Here is a 16,681-nt window from a genome sequence, read left to right on the forward strand (position 1 = left end):
GGTCAAGGAGCGCGACGAGGGTTCCCAGGGGCGGTCCCGGTCGGGGCGAGACCGGCGGCGTGGCAGCGCGAAACGCCCGGCGGGGCCGTGGCCGCACAGGGCGATGCCACGGGCCCGCCGGGCGCGGGTCCTGCCGTTCTCAGCGAGCGGACGGGGATGGTGACTGCGAGGACTGCGGGGACGGGGACTGCCGGGACGGGGACTGCGGGGGCTCCACATCGTCGGTGCACGCGGCGGGGCCGATGCGGAGTTCGAAGTCGCCGTCGTACATCTCGTGCCCGGCGATGACGGCCGTCTCGATGGCCTCCTTGCCCTTGCGGCCGCGGATGATGAGCGGGTCCTGGCTCAGATCGCGGGTGAGCGCGATGCACAGGCCGACCATCACCAGGGTGAAGGGGGCGGCGGCGAGAATGGTGAGGTTCTGCAGGCCGGTGAGCGCATCGCCCTTGCCGCCGCCGATGAGCAGCATGATCGCGGCGACCGCGCCGGTCAGCACGCCCCAGAACACCACGACGCCCCGGGTCGGTTCGAGGGATCCGCGCTGCGAGAGCGTGCCCATCACGATCGAGGCGGCGTCGGCGCCGGAGACGAAGAAGATCCCGACGAGGATCATCACGACGACGCTGGTCACCGTGGCGATCGGGTACTGCTGGAGCACGTCGAAGAGCTGCCCCTGGGCGGTGGCGGCGTCACTGAGACGCTTCTCGTCCTGCAGGTGCATCGCCGAGCCGCCGAAGATCGCGAACCACAGCAGGCTCACGCTGCTGGGGACCAGGATGACGCCGCCCACGAACTGCCGGATGGTCCGGCCCCGGCTGATGCGCGCGATGAACATGCCGACGAAGGGCGTCCAGGAGATCCACCAGGCCCAGTAGAAGACCGTCCAGCCGGCCAGCCAGTCGCCGACGCCCTCACCGCTGGACGCCTCGGTGCGTCCGGCCATCTGGGTCAGGTCACCGAGGAAGGCACCGATGGAGGTGGGCAGCAGGTCGAGGATGAAGATGCTCGGCCCGACGAGGAACACGAAGACCGCCAGGCTCACCGCCAGCACCATGTTGATGTTGGACAGCCACTGGATGCCCTTGGCGATGCCGGACACCGCCGAGGCGACGAACGCCACGGTCAGCACCGCGATCACGGCGACCAGCAGACCGGTGCCGACGGATCCCATCCAGCCAAGCCCGGTGAAGCCGCTGCCGATCTGCAGGGCGCCGAGCCCCAGGGAGGCGGCGGAGCCGAAGAGGGTGGCGAAGATGGCGAGGATGTCGATGACCCGGCCGCCCCAGCCGTTCGCCCGTTTCTCACCGATCAGCGGGGTGAACACGGCACTGATCAGCTGCCGGCGTCCGCGCCGGAAGGTGCTGTAGGCGATGGCCAGACCCACCACCGCGTACATCGCCCACGGGTGGAGCGTCCAGTGGAAGAGGGTGGTGGCCATGGCGGTCTCCATGGCCTCGTTGGCGTCGGCCGGGTCGGTGCCCGGCGGCGGCGTGACGAAGTGCGACAGCGGTTCGCTCACGCCGTAGAACATCAGGCCGATGCCCATGCCCGCGCTGAACATCATCGCGATCCATGAGACGGTACGGAACTCGGGCTGCTCGCCCTCCTCGCCCAGGGTGATCCGCCCGTAACGGCTCATCGCCAGCCACAGGGCGAAGACCACGAAGCCCGAGGCGGCGAGGACGAACGCCCAGCCGCCGTTGCGGATCGTCCCGTCAAGGAGCTTGCCGGACACGCTCTCCAGCGTGTCGGTCGCCGTCGCCCCCCACACGACGAAGGCGAGGGTGAGGGCCGCGGCGACGCCGAAGACGACGAGGTCGGTCCGGGGACCGACGCGGGCCGCCGGGCCTTCGGACCGATCGGTCCCGACGGGATGACTTCGACTCCCGTTCCTTTCGCGGGTTTGGTTCACACGCTTGTCCTTTCCGCAGGTGGGGAACTCGTCGGCGACTTCAACGCGGTTGCGGATAATGCACTCCCCTTCACCATGAGCAACAACCATGTGGAGCCCGGTAAGGGCTGTCAAGGGGGCGTGCAGGGGGAGTTGCCCGGGCCGGGGTCAGGCCTGTTCCAGCCGGACGACGACGGACTTCGACGTCGGTGTGTTGCTGACGGCGGCCGTGGAGTCCAGCGGCACGAGGACGTTGGTCTCGGGGAAGTAGGCGGCGCAGCAGCCCCTCGGCGTCGGATACGGCACGACCCGGAAGGCCGGTGCCCGGCGCTCCACGCCGTCCTCGTACTCGCTGACGATGTCGACCATGTCCCCGTCGGCGAGGCCGTGCTCGACCAGGTCGTCGGGGTGCAGGAAGAGGACCCGGCGGCCCTGGCGGATGCCGCGGTAGCGGTCGTCCAGGCCGTAGACGGTGGTGTTGTACTGGTCGTGGGAGCGCAGCGTCTGCAGCAGCAGCCGGCCCGGCGGGACCTTGGGGCTCTCCAGCGGGTTGGCGGTGAAGTTGGCCAGTCCGGTGGCGGTGGTGAACCGGCGTTCGTCGCGGGGCGGATGGAGCAGCGCGAAGCCGCCCGGCTGCCGTACGCGGGCGTTGAAGTCCTCGAAGCCGGGGATGACGCGTTCGATACGGTCGCGGACCCGGTCGTAGTCCGACTCGAACTCCTCCCACGGCACCCGGGGGCCCGTCTCCCCGAGGGTGGCCCGTGCCGTCCGGCAGATGATCGCGGGCTCGCTCAGCAGGTGCTCGGACGCGGGCGCGAGGCGCCCTCGCGAGAGGTGCACCATGCCCATGGAGTCCTCCACGGTGACCAGTTGGGGCCCGCTCGGCCGCAGGTCGGCCTCGGTGCGGCCGAGGCACGGGAGGATCAGGGCCTGCTCGCCGGCGATGACGTGCGAGCGGTTGAGCTTGGTCGAGATCTGCACGGTGAGCCGGCACCTGCGCAACGCCTGCTCGGTCAGCTCGGTGTCGGGGGCCGCGGCGACGAAGTTGCCGCCCAGCGCGACGAAGACCCGTACGTCGCCGTCGCGCATGGCGCGGATGCTGTCGACGGCGTCGTGGCCGTGGTGGCGCGGCGGTGTGAAGGCGAACTCGGCGCCGAGCCGGTCCAGGAACGCGTCGTCGGGCTTCTCGTAGATGCCCATCGTGCGGTCGCCCTGCACGTTGGAGTGACCGCGCACCGGGCAGAGACCGGCGCCGGGGCGGCCGATGTTGCCGCGCAGCAGAAGGAAGTTGACGACGTCCCGGATGGTGGGCACGGAGTGCTTGTGCTGGGTGAGTCCCATCGCCCAGCAGACGACGATCTTCTCGGCGCCCAGCACCTGGCCGAACGCTTCCCGGATCTCCCCCTCGGGCAGTCCGGTGGCCTGGAGGATCTCGTCCCACGACGCCTTGCGGGCGTGCTCGGCGAACTCCTCGAAGCCATGGGTGTACCGCTCGATGAAGGCGGTGTCCAGACAGGTTCCGGGAGCCTCGTCCTCCGCCTCCAGCAGCATCCGGTTGAAGGCCTGGAACAGCGCCTGGTCCCCGCCCAGCCTGATCTGCAGGAACTGGTCCGCCAGCCGGGTGCCGCCGCCGATGACCCCGGAGGGCTTCTGCGGGTTCTTGAACCGGAGCAGCCCCGCCTCGGGCAGCGGGTTGACCGCGATGACACGCGCCCCCCGCCGCTTGGCCGTCTCCAGCGCGGAGAGCATCCGGGGGTGGTTGGTGCCGGGGTTCTGGCCGACCACGAGGATGAGGTCGGCCTCGTGGAGGTCCTCCAGGCTGACGCTGCCCTTGCCGATCCCGATGGTCTCCACCAGGGCCGAGCCGCTGGACTCGTGGCACATGTTGGAGCAGTCGGGAAGGTTGTTGGTGCCGAAGGCGCGGACGAAGAGCTGGTAGAGGAACGCGGCCTCGTTGCTCGCCCGCCCGGAGGTGTAGAAGGCGGCCTGGTCCGGATGGTCCAGGGCGCCCAGCTCCCGGGCGATCACGGCGAACGCGTCGTCCCAGGAGATCGGCCGGTAGCGGTCGGCACCGGCCGGACGGTACATGGGGTGGGTGAGACGCCCCTGCTGCCCGAGCCAGTAGTCGCTGCGCGGGAGCAGATCCTCAAGGGAGTGCTCGGCGAAGAAGTCCGGGGTGACCCTTCGTACGGTGGCCTCCTCGGCCACGGCCTTGGCGCCGTTCTCGCAGAACTCCGCCTTGTGCCGGTGGTCGGGCTCGGGCCAGGCGCAGCCCGGACAGTCGAAGCCCTCCTTCTGATTGACCCGCAGCAGCGTGAGCAGGCTGCGGCGGGCCCCCATCTGTTCGCCGGCGTGGCGCAGCGAGGAGGTGACCGCGGGAAGGCCGGCGGCGTACTCCTTCGGCGGGCCGACCCGCAGCCGGGCGTCGCCGGGGTCTTCAGCAGGTGGCTTGCGAGTCATCGGTAGCGCTACTCCGCGATGTAGAGGAACCAGAGCCGTGCCATCATGGGTTGCGCATTAATAAACTGTACCGTGATGCGCAACGCGCTTAGGGAAGCTCGGCTACCGGCCCCCTGTCAAGACCCGCAGCGCCTCGCGTGTGCCTCGGCGAGCAGCAGGTAGCTCGCGGCGGTCCAGGTGTAGGCGCGGTCGCGCAGGCCTCTTCCGGTCAGGGCGTCGAAGTTCTCGGCGAAACCGTGGGTCTCGCACAGGCCGCGGAAGCGGGCGCTGATCTCGTCCGCCGACCGGTGGTGTCCGGCGCGGCGCAGACCGTCCTCGACGAGGACCGTGGCGGGTGCCCAGATGGGGCCGCGCCAGTAGCCGTCGGAGAGGTAGTGCGGCGAGGTGGTCCGTTCGGTGGCCAGTCCGTACGGGGTCAGATGGGCCTCGACGCGGGCGGCCAGCACGCCGCTGATCTCGTCCGGCAGCAGCTCGCCCAGCACGATGGGCATCAGGTCGAGGAGGCCGGCGCTGTGCCAGGTGTCGCCGCTGTCGACGCCGCGGGCGACGAACCGGTCGCCGGTCCAGAGCTCGTCGAGCATCGCCGCCTGGGTGTCCTCGGCGGCCCGCGTCCACCGGTCGGCGTCCTCCGGTCTGCCCAACCGCGTTGCCAGACCGGCGAGTTCATGGAGCTGGAGGACGAGGAAGGCGGCCAGGTCCGCGGTGACGACGACGCGTTCGGGGTCGAAGGTGGTGGCGTTGTCCCAGCCGCTGTCGTTGCCGTGCTGGTAGTGCGGCAGCGCGGCACCGGGGGCGCGCCGTGCGGTGAGCCAGAAGTCCGTCCAGCGCTCCAGCCTGTCGTAGCTCTCGGCCAGTTCCGCCCGGCCCGGCGGTGTGGCCAGGCGACGGCGCAGATGGCTGAACGCCCAGCCGTGGATGGGCGGTTTGACGAAGTTGCGCAGGACCTCGGAGTGGGTGACCGAGTCGGGCAGCGCCCCGGTCTCGTCCTGGTGGTCGAAGGGCAGATGGAACTGGTCCCAGGCCAGTTCGGGGCAGCCGGGGGCCAGGGCCAGGGCGTTGAAGCAGTGGTCCCAGCTCCACACCTTGTCCATCCAGTGCTTGGACATGAGGACGGCGGACCGGGTGACCAGCCCGGCGGGACGTACGGTCGCGGACCACACGACGTAGGCGGCGAGTTCGGCGGCCGGGGTGGCGGACGACCGCCAGGGGGCCACGGTGTCCACGAAGTCCGCGAAGGCGTGCCGCGCGACCTCGACGACCTTGCCGAAGACGGCCGCCGCCGCGTAGGGCGGGCGGGCGGTGTCGATCTCCTCGACCGCGATCTCCCAGGCACCGTCCGCGTCGCCGCCGAGGGTGAGGCCGCGGTCGGCGCCGCCGAGGGCCTGGCTGCCGAACACGCCGGTCACCGTGCCGGAGAGCACCGTGACGCGGTAGCGGCGTCCGGTCTCGTACGACGTGAACACGTACGCGTCGGCGGCCGCGTCGCGGAAGAAGTAGGTGCCGCTGAACGGGGTCAGTGTCCGCGCCGCCGCGCCGACTCGCATCGGCATGCCGGTGCCGTGCAGGCGTACGGTGTCCGGCGACTCGTAGGCGAGATCGATACGGCCGGCCGCGCCGATCCAGCTCAGCAGGCCCGGCGTCGCCGTCACACGGGTCTCGGCCCGCTCGCCCGTAGCGGCGTCGAGCGGCACCAGGCGCAGCACGGCGTGCATACCGTTCTGGTGCGAGACCAGGTGGAGGTCCTCGGCATGGGTCTGCTCCGCCACCACGGGGGAGATGTCGAACCAGGATCCGTACGCGCTGAACGGGATGTCGTGGACGGAGAAGGCCGGGCCGGGTCGGTCGGCGGTCATGAGGCGTCTCGTTTCTCGGGCAGGGGTGGCCGGCCGTCCGCCGGAGAACGGACGGTGGGGCGTGGCGAGGCGGAGGGGTCGGTCAGTCCTTGACCGCGCCGGCGGTCACACCGGCGGCGACATAGCGCTGGGCGAGGACCAGGATGATCGCGGCGGGCAGCGAGGCGACGACTGCGGTGGCCATGATCGCGTTCCACTCCTGGTTGTTGTTGCCGATGTAGTGGTAGATGCCGAGGGTGATCGGCTCATGGGCGCCGCCGTTGACCAGGGTCCCGGCGAAGACGAAGTCGGACCAGGACCACAGGAACGCGAACAGGGACACCGTGACGACGGCGTTCCGGCTCATCGGCAGGACGATCGACCAGAAGGTACGCAGCGGTCCGGCGCCGTCCGTCCGCGCCGCCTGGAGCAGTTCGCCGGGGATGCCGGACATGAACGCGGTGAAGATCAGGACCGCGAAGGGGACGGCCAGGGTGGAGTCGGCGACGATCAGGCCGGGGACGGACTGGAGCAGGCCGAACTGGAGGTAGATGGCGTAGAAGCCCATCGCCATGATGATGCCGGGGATCATCTGGGCCGCCAGCAGGACGAAGTGGAGCACACCGCCGCCGCGGGGGCGCAGCTTGGCCAGGGCGTAACCGGCCGGGGCGGACAGGGCCACGGTCAGTACGACCGTGCCCAGGCCGATGACGAGGCTGGTGCCGAGATAGGGCAACTGCTCGTCGAGGACGGTGCGGTAGCCGGCGAGGGTGCCGTGGACGGGGAACAGGTCGGGCGGGCTCTTGCGCATGTCCTGGTCGCGGGTGAAGGACACGTTCAGCATCCAGTAGACCGGGAAGAGCATGATCCCGGTGAGCAGCACACCGAGGGCCGTCTTGCCCCACGTCCGTTTGCCGCTTCGGCTCATGACAGGGCCTGCTTTCTCTGCACCCGGACGTACACCAGGCCGAAGACCAGGGCGGCGACCACGAGCAGGTTGCCGACGGCGGCACCCGGACCGAAGGCGGGCACGAGGTTGCCGAAGCCGAGTTGGTAGGACCAGGTGGCGAAGGTCGTGGACGAGTCCGCCGGGCCGCCCTTGGTCATGATCCAGATGATGTCGAAGACCTTGAGCGTGTAGACGAGGCCCAGCAGCAGGGTGATCGCGGACACCGGGCGCAGCAGCGGGAAGGTGATGCTCCAGAACCGCCGCCAGGCACCCGCCCCGTCGAGGGCGGCGGCCTCGTACAGACCGGCCGGGACGGACTGGAGGCCGCTGTAGAGCACGACCAGGTTGAAGGGGACGCCGATCCAGATGTTCGCGGTGATCACCGAGGTCAGCGACCAGGACGGCGAGGTCAGCCAGTTGACCTGGTCGACCCCGACGGCGCCCGACAGGGCGTTCACCACACCGGATTCGCTGTTGAACATCCACGACCAGGTGGAGGCCGACACGATCAACGGCAGCAGCCAGGGCACCAGGAACAGTGCGCGCAGGGTCACCGACAGCCGGAAGTGCTGGTTGAAGAAGACGGCCAGGGCCAGCCCGATGACGTACTGGAAGAGCAGGCACACGGCGGTGAACACCACGGTGTGCAGCAGGGCCGGGGCGAACGTCGGGTCGTCGAAGACGGTCCGGTAGTTGTCCGCGCCCGTGAACGGGGCGTCGCCCTGGACGAAGGAACGGACGGTGTAGTTGCGCAGGCTCAGGTCGATGTTGCGGTAGAGCGGATAGGCGTAGAAGAGGGCGAGGTAGAGGGTCACCGGGGCGAGGAAGGCCCAGGCGGCCCACTGCCCGCGGCGTGGCGCTTTGGTCGTGTGGCTCGTCGACGGGCCCTGGGACACGGTCACTTGACTGCGGACCGAGCGGCGGTCAGCGCGTCCTTCGGGGAGGTCGAGCCGCTGAGGGCGGACTGGACGGCCTTCCACATCTGCTCGGAGATCCTGGGGTACTCGGTGCCCAGGTCGTCGCTGGTGCGTCCCTTGGCCGCCTTGACCGCGTCGACCCACGCCTTCAGCCCGGCGTTCGCCGCGACCTGCTTGTCCTGGACCTCACCGGTGGGGGCCACGTAGGACAGGGTGGTGTCGGTGTCGTAGAGGTTCTCGGTGCTGGTCAGACAGGTGACCAGCTTCTGCGAGGTGGCGTAGCGGCCGGTGTCGCCCTGGGCGGGGAGGGTGACGAACTCGCCGCCGGTCGGAGCGGCGGCGTTGCCTCCGTCGGCGCCGGGGATGGGCAGGACGCCGTAGTCGAAGCCCGCCTTGGCGGCGTTCGCGAGCTGCCAGGTGCCGTTCTCGGCGAAGGCGTAGTCGCCGCTCGCGAACTCCTGCCAGCTGGTGGTCTGGGTGTTGTTGATGACCGAGTTGGGCGCGTAGCCCTGGTCGAGCCAGTCCTTCCACAGCGACAGCGCGGAGACGGCCTGGGGAGAGTCGAGTTCGGTGAGCTTCGCGCCGGATCCCCAGAACCACGGCAGGAACTGGAAGCTGCCCTCCTCGGTGCCGGTCGCGGAGAACGTGATGCCCTTCTTGCCGGCCTTCTTCACCTTCTCCAGCGCCGCCGTCAGCGACTTCCAGTCCTTGACGGACGCTATCTCCACGCCGGCTTCCTTCAGCACCTCCTTGTTGTAGTAGAGGGCGAGGGTGTTGGCGCCGATCGGCGTGCCGTAGGTCTTGCCGTCCGACTGGCCGGCCGCGAGCAGGTTGGGGTCCACCTTCGAGGTGTCCAGCTTGTTGTCGTCGGTCGTGGTGAGCACGCCCGCCTCGGCCAGCGTCGACACCACCGGGTTGTCGACGATGAGGACGTCCGCGGAGTTGTCCTGCTGCGCGGCAAGGAGCGCCTTGTTGGACAGGTCGCTGGTGTCGAAGGCGGTCCGCTTGATCTTGACACCGGCCTCGGTGCCACAGGCGTCCAGCAGCTTCGCCCAGGCCGAGCTCTTGTCGAACTGCGGGTACGGGTCCCAGACGGTGTACGTGCCGCTGTCCGCCGCGTTCGAGCCGGTGCCGCCCGAGCCGGAACCGCAGGCGGTGGCGCTCGCGGCGACGGCCAGGACGGTGAGGGCCGCGGCGGTCAGACGGCGCTGTCTGGAGGAACTGTTCATGGCGAGGGTTCCTTTGCTTCGGGCATGCGGGTGCCGAGGGCACGGGGTGGTGAGGGCATGGGGTGGTGAGGGAGGAAGGGCACGGCGAACGGCGCTCTTGAGCGCTTCGAACGTCCGGTGAAGTGAAGTGGACTGAACTGAGTCGAGGAGGACTACGCGGGTGCGGTCAGGGTGCGGTACCGGTCCCGGCGGGCCCGGTACTGGCCCGCAGGGAGATCGGCGGTGCGAGGAGATGGTGCCGGGGCGGTCCGGCGGGCTGGTCGAGCCGTTCCACCAGCAGGTCGACGGCGCGACGGCCCATCTCCTCGGCCGGTACGTCCGCCGCGGTGAGCCTCGGAGTCACGGTCTCCGCCCAGCGGCTCGCGACGACCCCGGTCACGGAGAAGTCGCGCGGTACATGGCGGTCCGCCTGGGCGAGCCCCCGGTAGAGGCCGCCGAGAGCGGCCTCGTTCAGCGTGACGAGGGCGGTGGTGGCCGGATCGTCGTGCAGGATCCGTTCGACGCAGGTCTGGCCCGAGGCGGCGTCGTCCCCGCAGCAGTACGTCCGCACCGTCAGCCCGCGCTCGGCCGCGGCCTTCGTGAAGCCGTCCAGGCCGCGGTGCGCCGACTCGTACCCGGCGCGCAGCAGCGGCTCGGGCCGGTTCACGAAGGCCACCCGGCTGTGGCCGAGGTCGGCCAGGTGGTGGACGCACGCCTCCACCAGCGCGGTGTGGTCCAGGCCGACCCACCACTCACCGTCGGGATGCCCGGTACGGCCGATGGCGACGAAGGGGAAGTCCAGAGCGGTCAGGTGTTCCGCCCTGTCGTCCTGAAGCCTGATCTCCATCAGGATGGCGCCGTCGACCCGCCGCTCCCCCAGCAGTCGCTGGAACGAGCGGTCGCTGTCCACGCCGCTGGGCGACAGCAGCACGTCGTAGTCGTGGGCCGCGGCGGCCTCCACGACGCTTCCGATGAAGTCCAGCTGCATCCCGGTGTAGTGGTTGCCGGCCGGTGGGAAGACCAGGCCGATGGTGCTGGTCCGGCCGTTGGCCAGGGCGCGTGCGCTCGCGTTCGGGCGGTAGCCCAGTTCGTCGATGACCTGCTGGATCTTCCTGCGGGTGTCGTCCGAGACCGGTCGCTTGCCGCTCAGCGCGTAGGACACGGTGCTGCGTGAGACACCGGCCCGCCGGGCGATCTCACCGATGTTCACGGCGACTCCTTGCTCGAACCGGTTCGACGCTGCGGACCGGTCATCGAACCGGTTCGCGTGAAGTGAAGGTAGAAACCGCCCGGGCACCTGTCAACACCCTTGACCCCACTTGCGGGACCGGGCGAGCGCGCCGCAGAAACCCTGTGCCGGAGGGATTGCTGGTCGGATGCACCGGTGCTAGCTTCGCGAACCGGTTCGATGAAGTGGTCCTTCCGACGACCGCGGTCCTGCTCCGCGCCCGCGCTGGGCTGCCCGGGCCGCCATCCCCGCCACCCGAAGTACTGCCATGCCGCCGCACCCCTCGACATCGAACCGGTTCGACACCCGCTCGACGATTTTCGACCCGTACTCGACGATTGACGATTGAGGACGCCATCCATGCCATCCGCTGACAGATCCGCCCGACGCCGGGCCCCGGCCGCCGTGGCCGTCGCTCTCGGCGCGGGCCTGCTGACCGCACCCGCAGTCCCGGCGCAGGCGGCCGACGCGCCCCGGCCGGCCGCGCGCTACACCTTCGACCAGGACGACCTCGCCTCCGGCAGGATCACCGACAGCTCCGGCAACGGTCTGACGGCGACCCTGGTGAACGGCTCCACCGCCCGGTTCGTGACGGGCACGGACGGCGGCAGGGCCCTGGCCCTGCCCGGCGGGGCGCCCACCTCGGACGGCGCGTACGTCCGTCTGCCCCGTGAAGTCGTCGGCGACTCGACCGACCTGACGGTCTCCGCCCGGGTGAAGTGGAGCGGCGACAAGGCGCCCTGGCAGCGGATCTTCGATCTGGGCACCAACACCACCAAGTACCTCTTCAGCACCCCGTACAGCGGCGGCGGCCTGTTCCAGACCTCCGTGACCACCGGCGGGGGCGGCGCGGAGGCCCAGGTCCGCGGCTATGCGGCGCTCCCCGCGAACGAGTGGCGGACGGTCACCGTCAGCCTCGACAGCACCGCGGGCAAGCTCACCACCTACCTCGACGGCGTGCCGGTCTCCTCCGCGGCGACCGGCATCAAGGCCGGGGAACTGCTGGAGGGTTCGGCCACGGCGGCCGGCTACATCGGCAAGTCCTTCTGGCCGGACCCGCTGCTCAAGGGCGCGATCGACGACTTCACCGTGTGGCACGCGGCGCTGAGCGCCGAGCAGGTGGCGGGCACGGTCGGCGCCGTGCCGACGGTCCAGGACCCCTCGAAGACGTCCTTCGAGGTGCGTACGACGACCGGGACCGCCCCGGCCCTCCCCGCCGCCGTCCGCTCCACGTTCTCCGACGGCTACGACCGCGACGTGCCGATCGGCTGGGACGCCGTACCGTCCGAGAAGTACGCCCGGCCGGGGACGTTCACGGTGGCGGGCACGGCGGCCGGACGTTCCGTGCGGGCGACGGTCACCGTGGTCCGCGAGGGCCAGCTCACCGTCGACCTCGGCTCGGACACCGGCGCCTTCCACGGCGGCGCCTCCGGCACGCTCTACGGCCTGTACGGACCGGACGTCCCCACCAACAGCCTCATCGAGGGCATGGGTCTGCGCACGGTCTCCACGAAGGCGCAGGACGGCCCGCAGCACCCCGGTGCCGACGCCCTTGAGGTGGTGAAGCCGCTGGCCGACTCCACCGACGGTGATGTGTACATCTACATGACCGACATCCACCGCGGCTTCCCGTACCAGTGGCCGGGCGACACACCCGACGAGAAGCTCAAGCTCTACAAGGAGAAGCTGGCCACGCAGGTCGACCAGGTCCTGCGCCTGCCGGAGCGGTACCAGGACAACATCGTCTTCGTGCCGTTCAACGAGCCCGAGGGCAACATGTTCGGCACCGGAGAGTGGAGCTACGACAAGGTCAGCTGGCTCGACGATCCCGACGCCTTCTTCGCCGCCTGGGACGACGCATACAAGCTCATCAAGGGCAGGATGCCGGACGCCCGTATCGCCGGCCCCAACACCAGCGTCCTCTACGACCAGGTGAAGGGCTTCCTCGCCCACACCCTGGCGGCCGGCACCGTCCCCCAGGTGATCACCTGGCACGAGCTGAGCCACCCGGAGGCGGTGCGCGAGAGCGTCGCCAAGTACCGGGGCTGGGAGAAGGAGCTGTTCAAGGGCACCGACCGTGAGGGCGCCCGACTCCCCGTCAACATCAACGAGTACGCCTTCAACTACCACACCTCCGTCCCCGGCCAGATGATCCAGTGGGTGTCCGCGATCGAGGAGTCCAAGGTGGACGCCGACATCGCCTACTGGAACATCGACGGCAACCTCTCCGACTCGGCGGTGCAGTCGGGCCGCGGCAACGGCCAGTGGTGGCTGCTCAACTCGTACGCCTCGATGAGCGGGCACACCGTGACGGTGACCCCGCCGTTCCCCGGCGAGAACTACACCATGCAGGGCGTCGGCACGCTGGACGAGAAGAAGCGGCAGGCGCGGCTGGTCTTCGGCGGGTCCGACGGCAAGGGACACATCACCTTCGCGGGCGTCCCGAAGGACGTCTTCGGCGACAGCGTGCACGCCTGGGTGCGTGAGATCGAGTGGAGCGGACAACTCGGCGACAGCTCCGGCCCGAAGCTGCTCACGGAGACGAACCTGGAGGTCGGGGACGACGGCACGGTCGTCGTCGACTTCGGTGACGGCGCGCTGCCGAAGCTGAAGGAGTCCTCGGCGTACGAGATCGTCCTCAGCCCGGCCGGAAAGGCGAAGGCCACCCAGTCCTCCCCCGTGCGCTGGCAGGGCTCGTACGAGGCGGAGGACGCCGCCCACACCGGGTCCGGCTACACGAGGAACGGCCCGGAGGGCTCGCCGCGTGACGTGTCGAAGTTCTACACCTCCGGCGGCCACGACGTCGGCGGCCTGCGCACCGGCTCGGACGTCACGCTCGACTTCACCGTCGACGTACCCGAGGACGGCACCTACGACCTGAGCGTCTTCGCCAACTCCCTCAACACCTTCGACAAGGTGAAGGAACAGGGCCCCACCAACGTCTTCCTGCGCGTGGACGGCAAGGCCGACAGCGAGCAGGAACTGCACCTGCCGCTCGGCTACAAGTGGGTGGTGTGGGACCACACCGACACCGAGGTCCGGCTGACCAAGGGCAGGCACACTCTGACGCTCGCCGCGCAGAGCCTCGACGGCAAGGGCGCCACCAAGGGCGACGCGATCGTCGACCGCCTCACCCTGTCCCTGCCGGAGGCTTCGGCCGGCACCCAGGTGTACGAGGGCGAGCTGGCCTGGCTGGGCGGCGGGGCACGGCCCGTCTACGAGGTGCCCGAGCGGCCGGCCACGGGGTCGGGCGCGGTCCGGCTCGCCAAGGGCCAGACGGCCACGTTCTGGGTCTACTCCCCCGCCGACCGCGAGGCCACCGTCAAGGTCGACACCCTCGGCGGCACGGGCGCCCGGCTCGCCGTCAACGGACACGACGTCCTGAGCCTGTCGCAGGGCAGGCGCAGTGTGGCCGTCTCCCTCTCCGGTGGCGTCAACAAGGTGACACTGACCGGGGGTTCGTCCGCGACCCTCGTCGACCGCCTCACGGTCACGCCGACCGAGAGCGCGCTGCCGACACGCACCTACGAGGCGCGGGACGCCGAGCTCGCGGGCTCGGCCACCCTCACCCCGCTGTCCCTGGCCACCGACGGCACGGCGATCACGGGCATCGGTGGCGTCCCGGGCAACGACAACACGGCGACGTTCACCGTCACCGCCGACCGCGCCGGCCTGTACGCGCTGCGCATCCGCTACTCCAACCCCGAGCAGTCCGAGGCCACCCACTACAACCCGGACCCGCTCGACCGGCACGCCGACATCACGGTCAACAGCGGTGAGGTCCGGCGGGTCGGCTTCCCGCACAGCTTCCACCAGAACAACTTCTGGGAGCTGACCGTCCCGGTCCGGCTGAAGAAGGGGCGCAACACGATCGCCTTCCGCTCCGAGGAACTGCCGAACTTCGACGGCACCACCTACGCCTCGGACACCTTCCCCGGCGTACTGCTCCGCTCCCGCTACGCACCGCTGATCGACCGGATCACCCTCGCGCCCTACGCGCGGGAGCTGCGATGACCTGACGTGAAGGGCAACCGCCTCGTCCGGTCCGGAAACGCGGCATGATCATGGGGCGATGACCGTGGTGGACCGGACAGGCGGTGGGGACGTGGACGAGCAAGCGGAGATCGGGTCGCCGATGGAGGCGGCGAACAACGAGCTGGTGCTGGCCTTCGGGCGGCTGCAGGGGGCCGCGAACCGACTGGAGTACATCCTGGGGCGGGCCCTGGAGCGGGAGTGCGGCATCAGCCATCTGATGTTCGAGGTGCTGCTGATCCTCGGGCGGACCGGTGAACCGGGGATGTCGATGCGGGCCATCGCCCAGGAGCAGGTGCTGACCACGGGCGGTGTGACACGTCTGGTGGACCGGATGGAGGCGGCCGGGCTGGTCGAGCGCACCGAGGACCCCGGCGACCGGCGCGGCCGGCTGGTGCGTCTGACCCCGTCGGGTGCGGAGACCACCGTGCGCGCGTCCCGGCTGCACGTGGAGAACATCCGCCGCTACTTCCTGGCGCCCCTGCCGCCCGAGGACCGCGAGCGGTTCGCCGAGAACCTGCGCCTGCTCAGCCACTCGGCCCGGGACGAACTGCCTCGCCTGCCCTGAGGCGTTCCTCGGGCCAGAGGTGTGTGGCCACCGTCACACGAGCGAGGAAATATCTGACTCCTCAGTTACTGTTCTGTCAGATGAACCGCTCGCATCCGGCGGGCGCCGTGCCGAGGATCTCCATGCAGCTCGTCTACGTCTTCGATGCCTACTGCGGCTGGTCGCACGGGTTCTCCGGCACCCTGCGCGAGGCCGCCTCCCGCCACCCGGAACTGCCGGTGGTGGTGGTCTCCGGCGGACTGTTCACCGGCCCGCGGCGAGTGCCGATCCGCGAGTTCGGCTACGTCCAGGGCGCCAACGCCAAGATCGCCGAGCAGACCGGCGCCGAGTTCAGCGACGCGTACGACCGGCTGATCGCCGACGGCTCGTTCGTCATGGACTCCGAGGCCGCCGCACGGGGAGTCGCCGCTCTGCGGCAGCTCGCCCCCGACCGCGCGGCAGAGCTGGCCACGGCCGTGCAGCGGGCCTTCTACGTCGACGGCCTGAGCCTCTCCGAGCCCGCGACCTACCGGAAGCTCGCCGAGGAGGCCGGGCTGGACGCCGACGCCGTGGTCGCCGCCTTCGAGGCCCCCGAGACGCGGGCCGCGGCCGAGGCCGACTTCCATCTCGCGGCCGAACTGGGCGTCACCGGCTTCCCCACCCTCCTCGCCGTCGACGGCGACCGGGTCATTCCGCTGGCCTACGGCCACGCCACCGCCGACGAGGTCGACACGCGGCTCGCCGCCGTGAGCACCCGCTGAACCCCTCCCCGTCCCCACCCACCACGCCCCGTCAAGGAGCCACCGATGAGCACCCTGTCCTTCAAGGTCCTGGACCTGGACTTCCCGGCCGGCAGCAAGAACAAGACCGCCACCCTCGTCACCGGCGAGAACGAGGCGCTGCTCGTGGACGCCGCCTTCACCCGCGCCGACGGCCACCGCCTGGCCGCCGAGGTCCTCGACTCCGGCAAGACGCTGACCACGGTCTTCATCAGCCACGGCGACCCCGACTTCTACTTCGGCGCCGAAGTCATCGCCGACGCCTTCCCCGACGCGCGCTTCGTCGCCACCCCGCAGACCATCGAGCACATCCAGCACTCCTACGAGGGCAAGCTCAAGGCATGGGCGGCCCTGGGCCCGAACCTGCCCACCCGGCTGGTCGACCTCCAGCCGCTGACCGGCGACCTCACTCTCGAAGGCCATGTCTTCGAGCTCCGGGGCGGTCCGGCCGCGCTGCCCGACCGCCACTACCTGTGGCAGGCCGAGGAGCGCGCGATCCTCGGTGGCGTCCTGCTCTTCCAGCAGGAGCACGTCTGGGTCGCCGACACCCCCACCCCGGGCGACCGCGCCGCCTGGATCGACCTGCTCGACGAGATGGCCGCGCTCCGGCCGGAACTGGTCGTCCCCGGCCACCGGCTGCCGGACACCGCCGCCGACGTCTCCGCCATCACCGCCACCCGCGACTACCTCGTCGCCTTCGAGGAGGAGCTCGGCAAGGCCGCCGACGGCGCCGCCCTGACGGAGGCCCTCGTCAAGCGCCACCCGGACAACGGCATGCTGATCGCCTCCCAGATCGGCGCGAAGGTCGCCAAGGGCGAGATGAAGTGGGGCTGACCTC

11 protein-coding genes are annotated in these 16,681 nt (G+C 70.2%); 4 read left to right on the forward strand and 7 right to left on the reverse strand.

Annotation, left to right across the window (positions count from 1 at the left end):
- Positions 1-139: 139 nt before the first annotated feature.
- From ACFWYS_RS37455 to ACFWYS_RS37485, 7 genes are all read right to left on the reverse strand, one after another.
- Complete coding sequence (locus ACFWYS_RS37455) at positions 140-1,912, reverse strand: BCCT family transporter (protein WP_384779033.1); 1,773 nt, start codon at positions 1,910-1,912, stop codon at positions 140-142.
- A 147-nt stretch (positions 1,913-2,059) separates the two neighbouring features.
- A complete protein-coding gene (locus ACFWYS_RS37460; protein ID WP_384779036.1) occupies positions 2,060-4,351 on the reverse strand; it encodes an FdhF/YdeP family oxidoreductase in 2,292 nt (763 codons plus the stop codon).
- 116 nt (positions 4,352-4,467) lie between these two features.
- Positions 4,468-6,204: an amylo-alpha-1,6-glucosidase gene (locus ACFWYS_RS37465; protein ID WP_384779039.1), complete on the reverse strand. Its 1,737-nt coding sequence runs from the start codon at positions 6,202-6,204 to the stop codon at positions 4,468-4,470.
- An 82-nt stretch (positions 6,205-6,286) separates the two neighbouring features.
- Positions 6,287-7,111, reverse strand: a complete 825-nt coding sequence (locus ACFWYS_RS37470) for a carbohydrate ABC transporter permease (protein WP_384779045.1) — start codon at positions 7,109-7,111, stop codon at positions 6,287-6,289.
- Positions 7,108-8,028 carry a carbohydrate ABC transporter permease gene (locus tag ACFWYS_RS37475; RefSeq protein WP_384779163.1) on the reverse strand — a complete coding sequence of 307 codons (921 nt, stop codon included), beginning with the start codon at positions 8,026-8,028 and terminating at the stop codon, positions 7,108-7,110. Before ACFWYS_RS37475 ends, ACFWYS_RS37470 begins: the two co-directional genes overlap by 4 nt.
- 2 nt (positions 8,029-8,030) lie before the next feature.
- Complete coding sequence (locus tag ACFWYS_RS37480; protein ID WP_384779048.1) at positions 8,031-9,278, reverse strand: extracellular solute-binding protein; 1,248 nt, start codon at positions 9,276-9,278, stop codon at positions 8,031-8,033.
- 166 nt (positions 9,279-9,444) lie between these two features.
- A complete protein-coding gene (locus ACFWYS_RS37485) occupies positions 9,445-10,467 on the reverse strand; it encodes a LacI family DNA-binding transcriptional regulator (protein WP_384779051.1) in 1,023 nt (340 codons plus the stop codon).
- 378 nt (positions 10,468-10,845) lie between these two features.
- On the opposite strand from ACFWYS_RS37485, the gene ACFWYS_RS37490 reads away from it, so the two are divergent.
- The 4 genes from ACFWYS_RS37490 (at position 10,846) to ACFWYS_RS37505 (ending at position 16,677) form a co-directional block, all read left to right on the forward strand.
- The gene (locus ACFWYS_RS37490) at positions 10,846-14,499 is read left to right on the forward strand and encodes a LamG-like jellyroll fold domain-containing protein (protein WP_384779054.1); all 3,654 of its coding nucleotides are present in this window, start codon (positions 10,846-10,848) and stop codon (positions 14,497-14,499) included.
- A gap of 91 nt (positions 14,500-14,590) precedes the next feature.
- Positions 14,591-15,085, forward strand: a complete 495-nt coding sequence (locus tag ACFWYS_RS37495; RefSeq protein WP_384779166.1) for a MarR family winged helix-turn-helix transcriptional regulator — start codon at positions 14,591-14,593, stop codon at positions 15,083-15,085.
- 122 nt (positions 15,086-15,207) lie between these two features.
- Positions 15,208-15,825 (forward strand): DsbA family protein, encoded by a 618-nt coding sequence (locus ACFWYS_RS37500; protein WP_384779169.1) that lies wholly within the window; start codon positions 15,208-15,210, stop codon positions 15,823-15,825.
- Positions 15,826-15,870: 45 nt separating this feature from the next.
- Positions 15,871-16,677, forward strand: a complete 807-nt coding sequence (locus ACFWYS_RS37505) for an MBL fold metallo-hydrolase (protein ID WP_384779057.1) — start codon at positions 15,871-15,873, stop codon at positions 16,675-16,677.
- The last annotated feature ends 4 nt before the right edge of the window (positions 16,678-16,681 follow it).

Source organism: Streptomyces sp. NPDC059010 (genome assembly GCF_042740355.1).
Taxonomy (GTDB): domain Bacteria; phylum Actinomycetota; class Actinomycetes; order Streptomycetales; family Streptomycetaceae; genus Streptomyces.

Excerpts from the sequence above, each read along its gene's own strand:
- ACFWYS_RS37490 (WP_384779054.1), top strand. The coding sequence starts at position 10,846 with ATGCCATCCGCTGACAGATCCGCCCGACGCCGGGCCCCGGCCGCCGTG.
- ACFWYS_RS37480 (WP_384779048.1), bottom strand. The coding sequence starts at position 9,278 with ATGAACAGTTCCTCCAGACAGCGCCGTCTGACCGCCGCGGCCCTCACC.
- ACFWYS_RS37500 (WP_384779169.1), top strand. The coding sequence starts at position 15,208 with ATGCAGCTCGTCTACGTCTTCGATGCCTACTGCGGCTGGTCGCACGGG.
- ACFWYS_RS37460 (WP_384779036.1), bottom strand. The coding sequence starts at position 4,351 with ATGACTCGCAAGCCACCTGCTGAAGACCCCGGCGACGCCCGGCTGCGG.
- ACFWYS_RS37505 (WP_384779057.1), top strand. The coding sequence starts at position 15,871 with ATGAGCACCCTGTCCTTCAAGGTCCTGGACCTGGACTTCCCGGCCGGC.
- ACFWYS_RS37465 (WP_384779039.1), bottom strand. The coding sequence starts at position 6,204 with ATGACCGCCGACCGACCCGGCCCGGCCTTCTCCGTCCACGACATCCCG.
- ACFWYS_RS37470 (WP_384779045.1), bottom strand. The coding sequence starts at position 7,111 with ATGAGCCGAAGCGGCAAACGGACGTGGGGCAAGACGGCCCTCGGTGTG.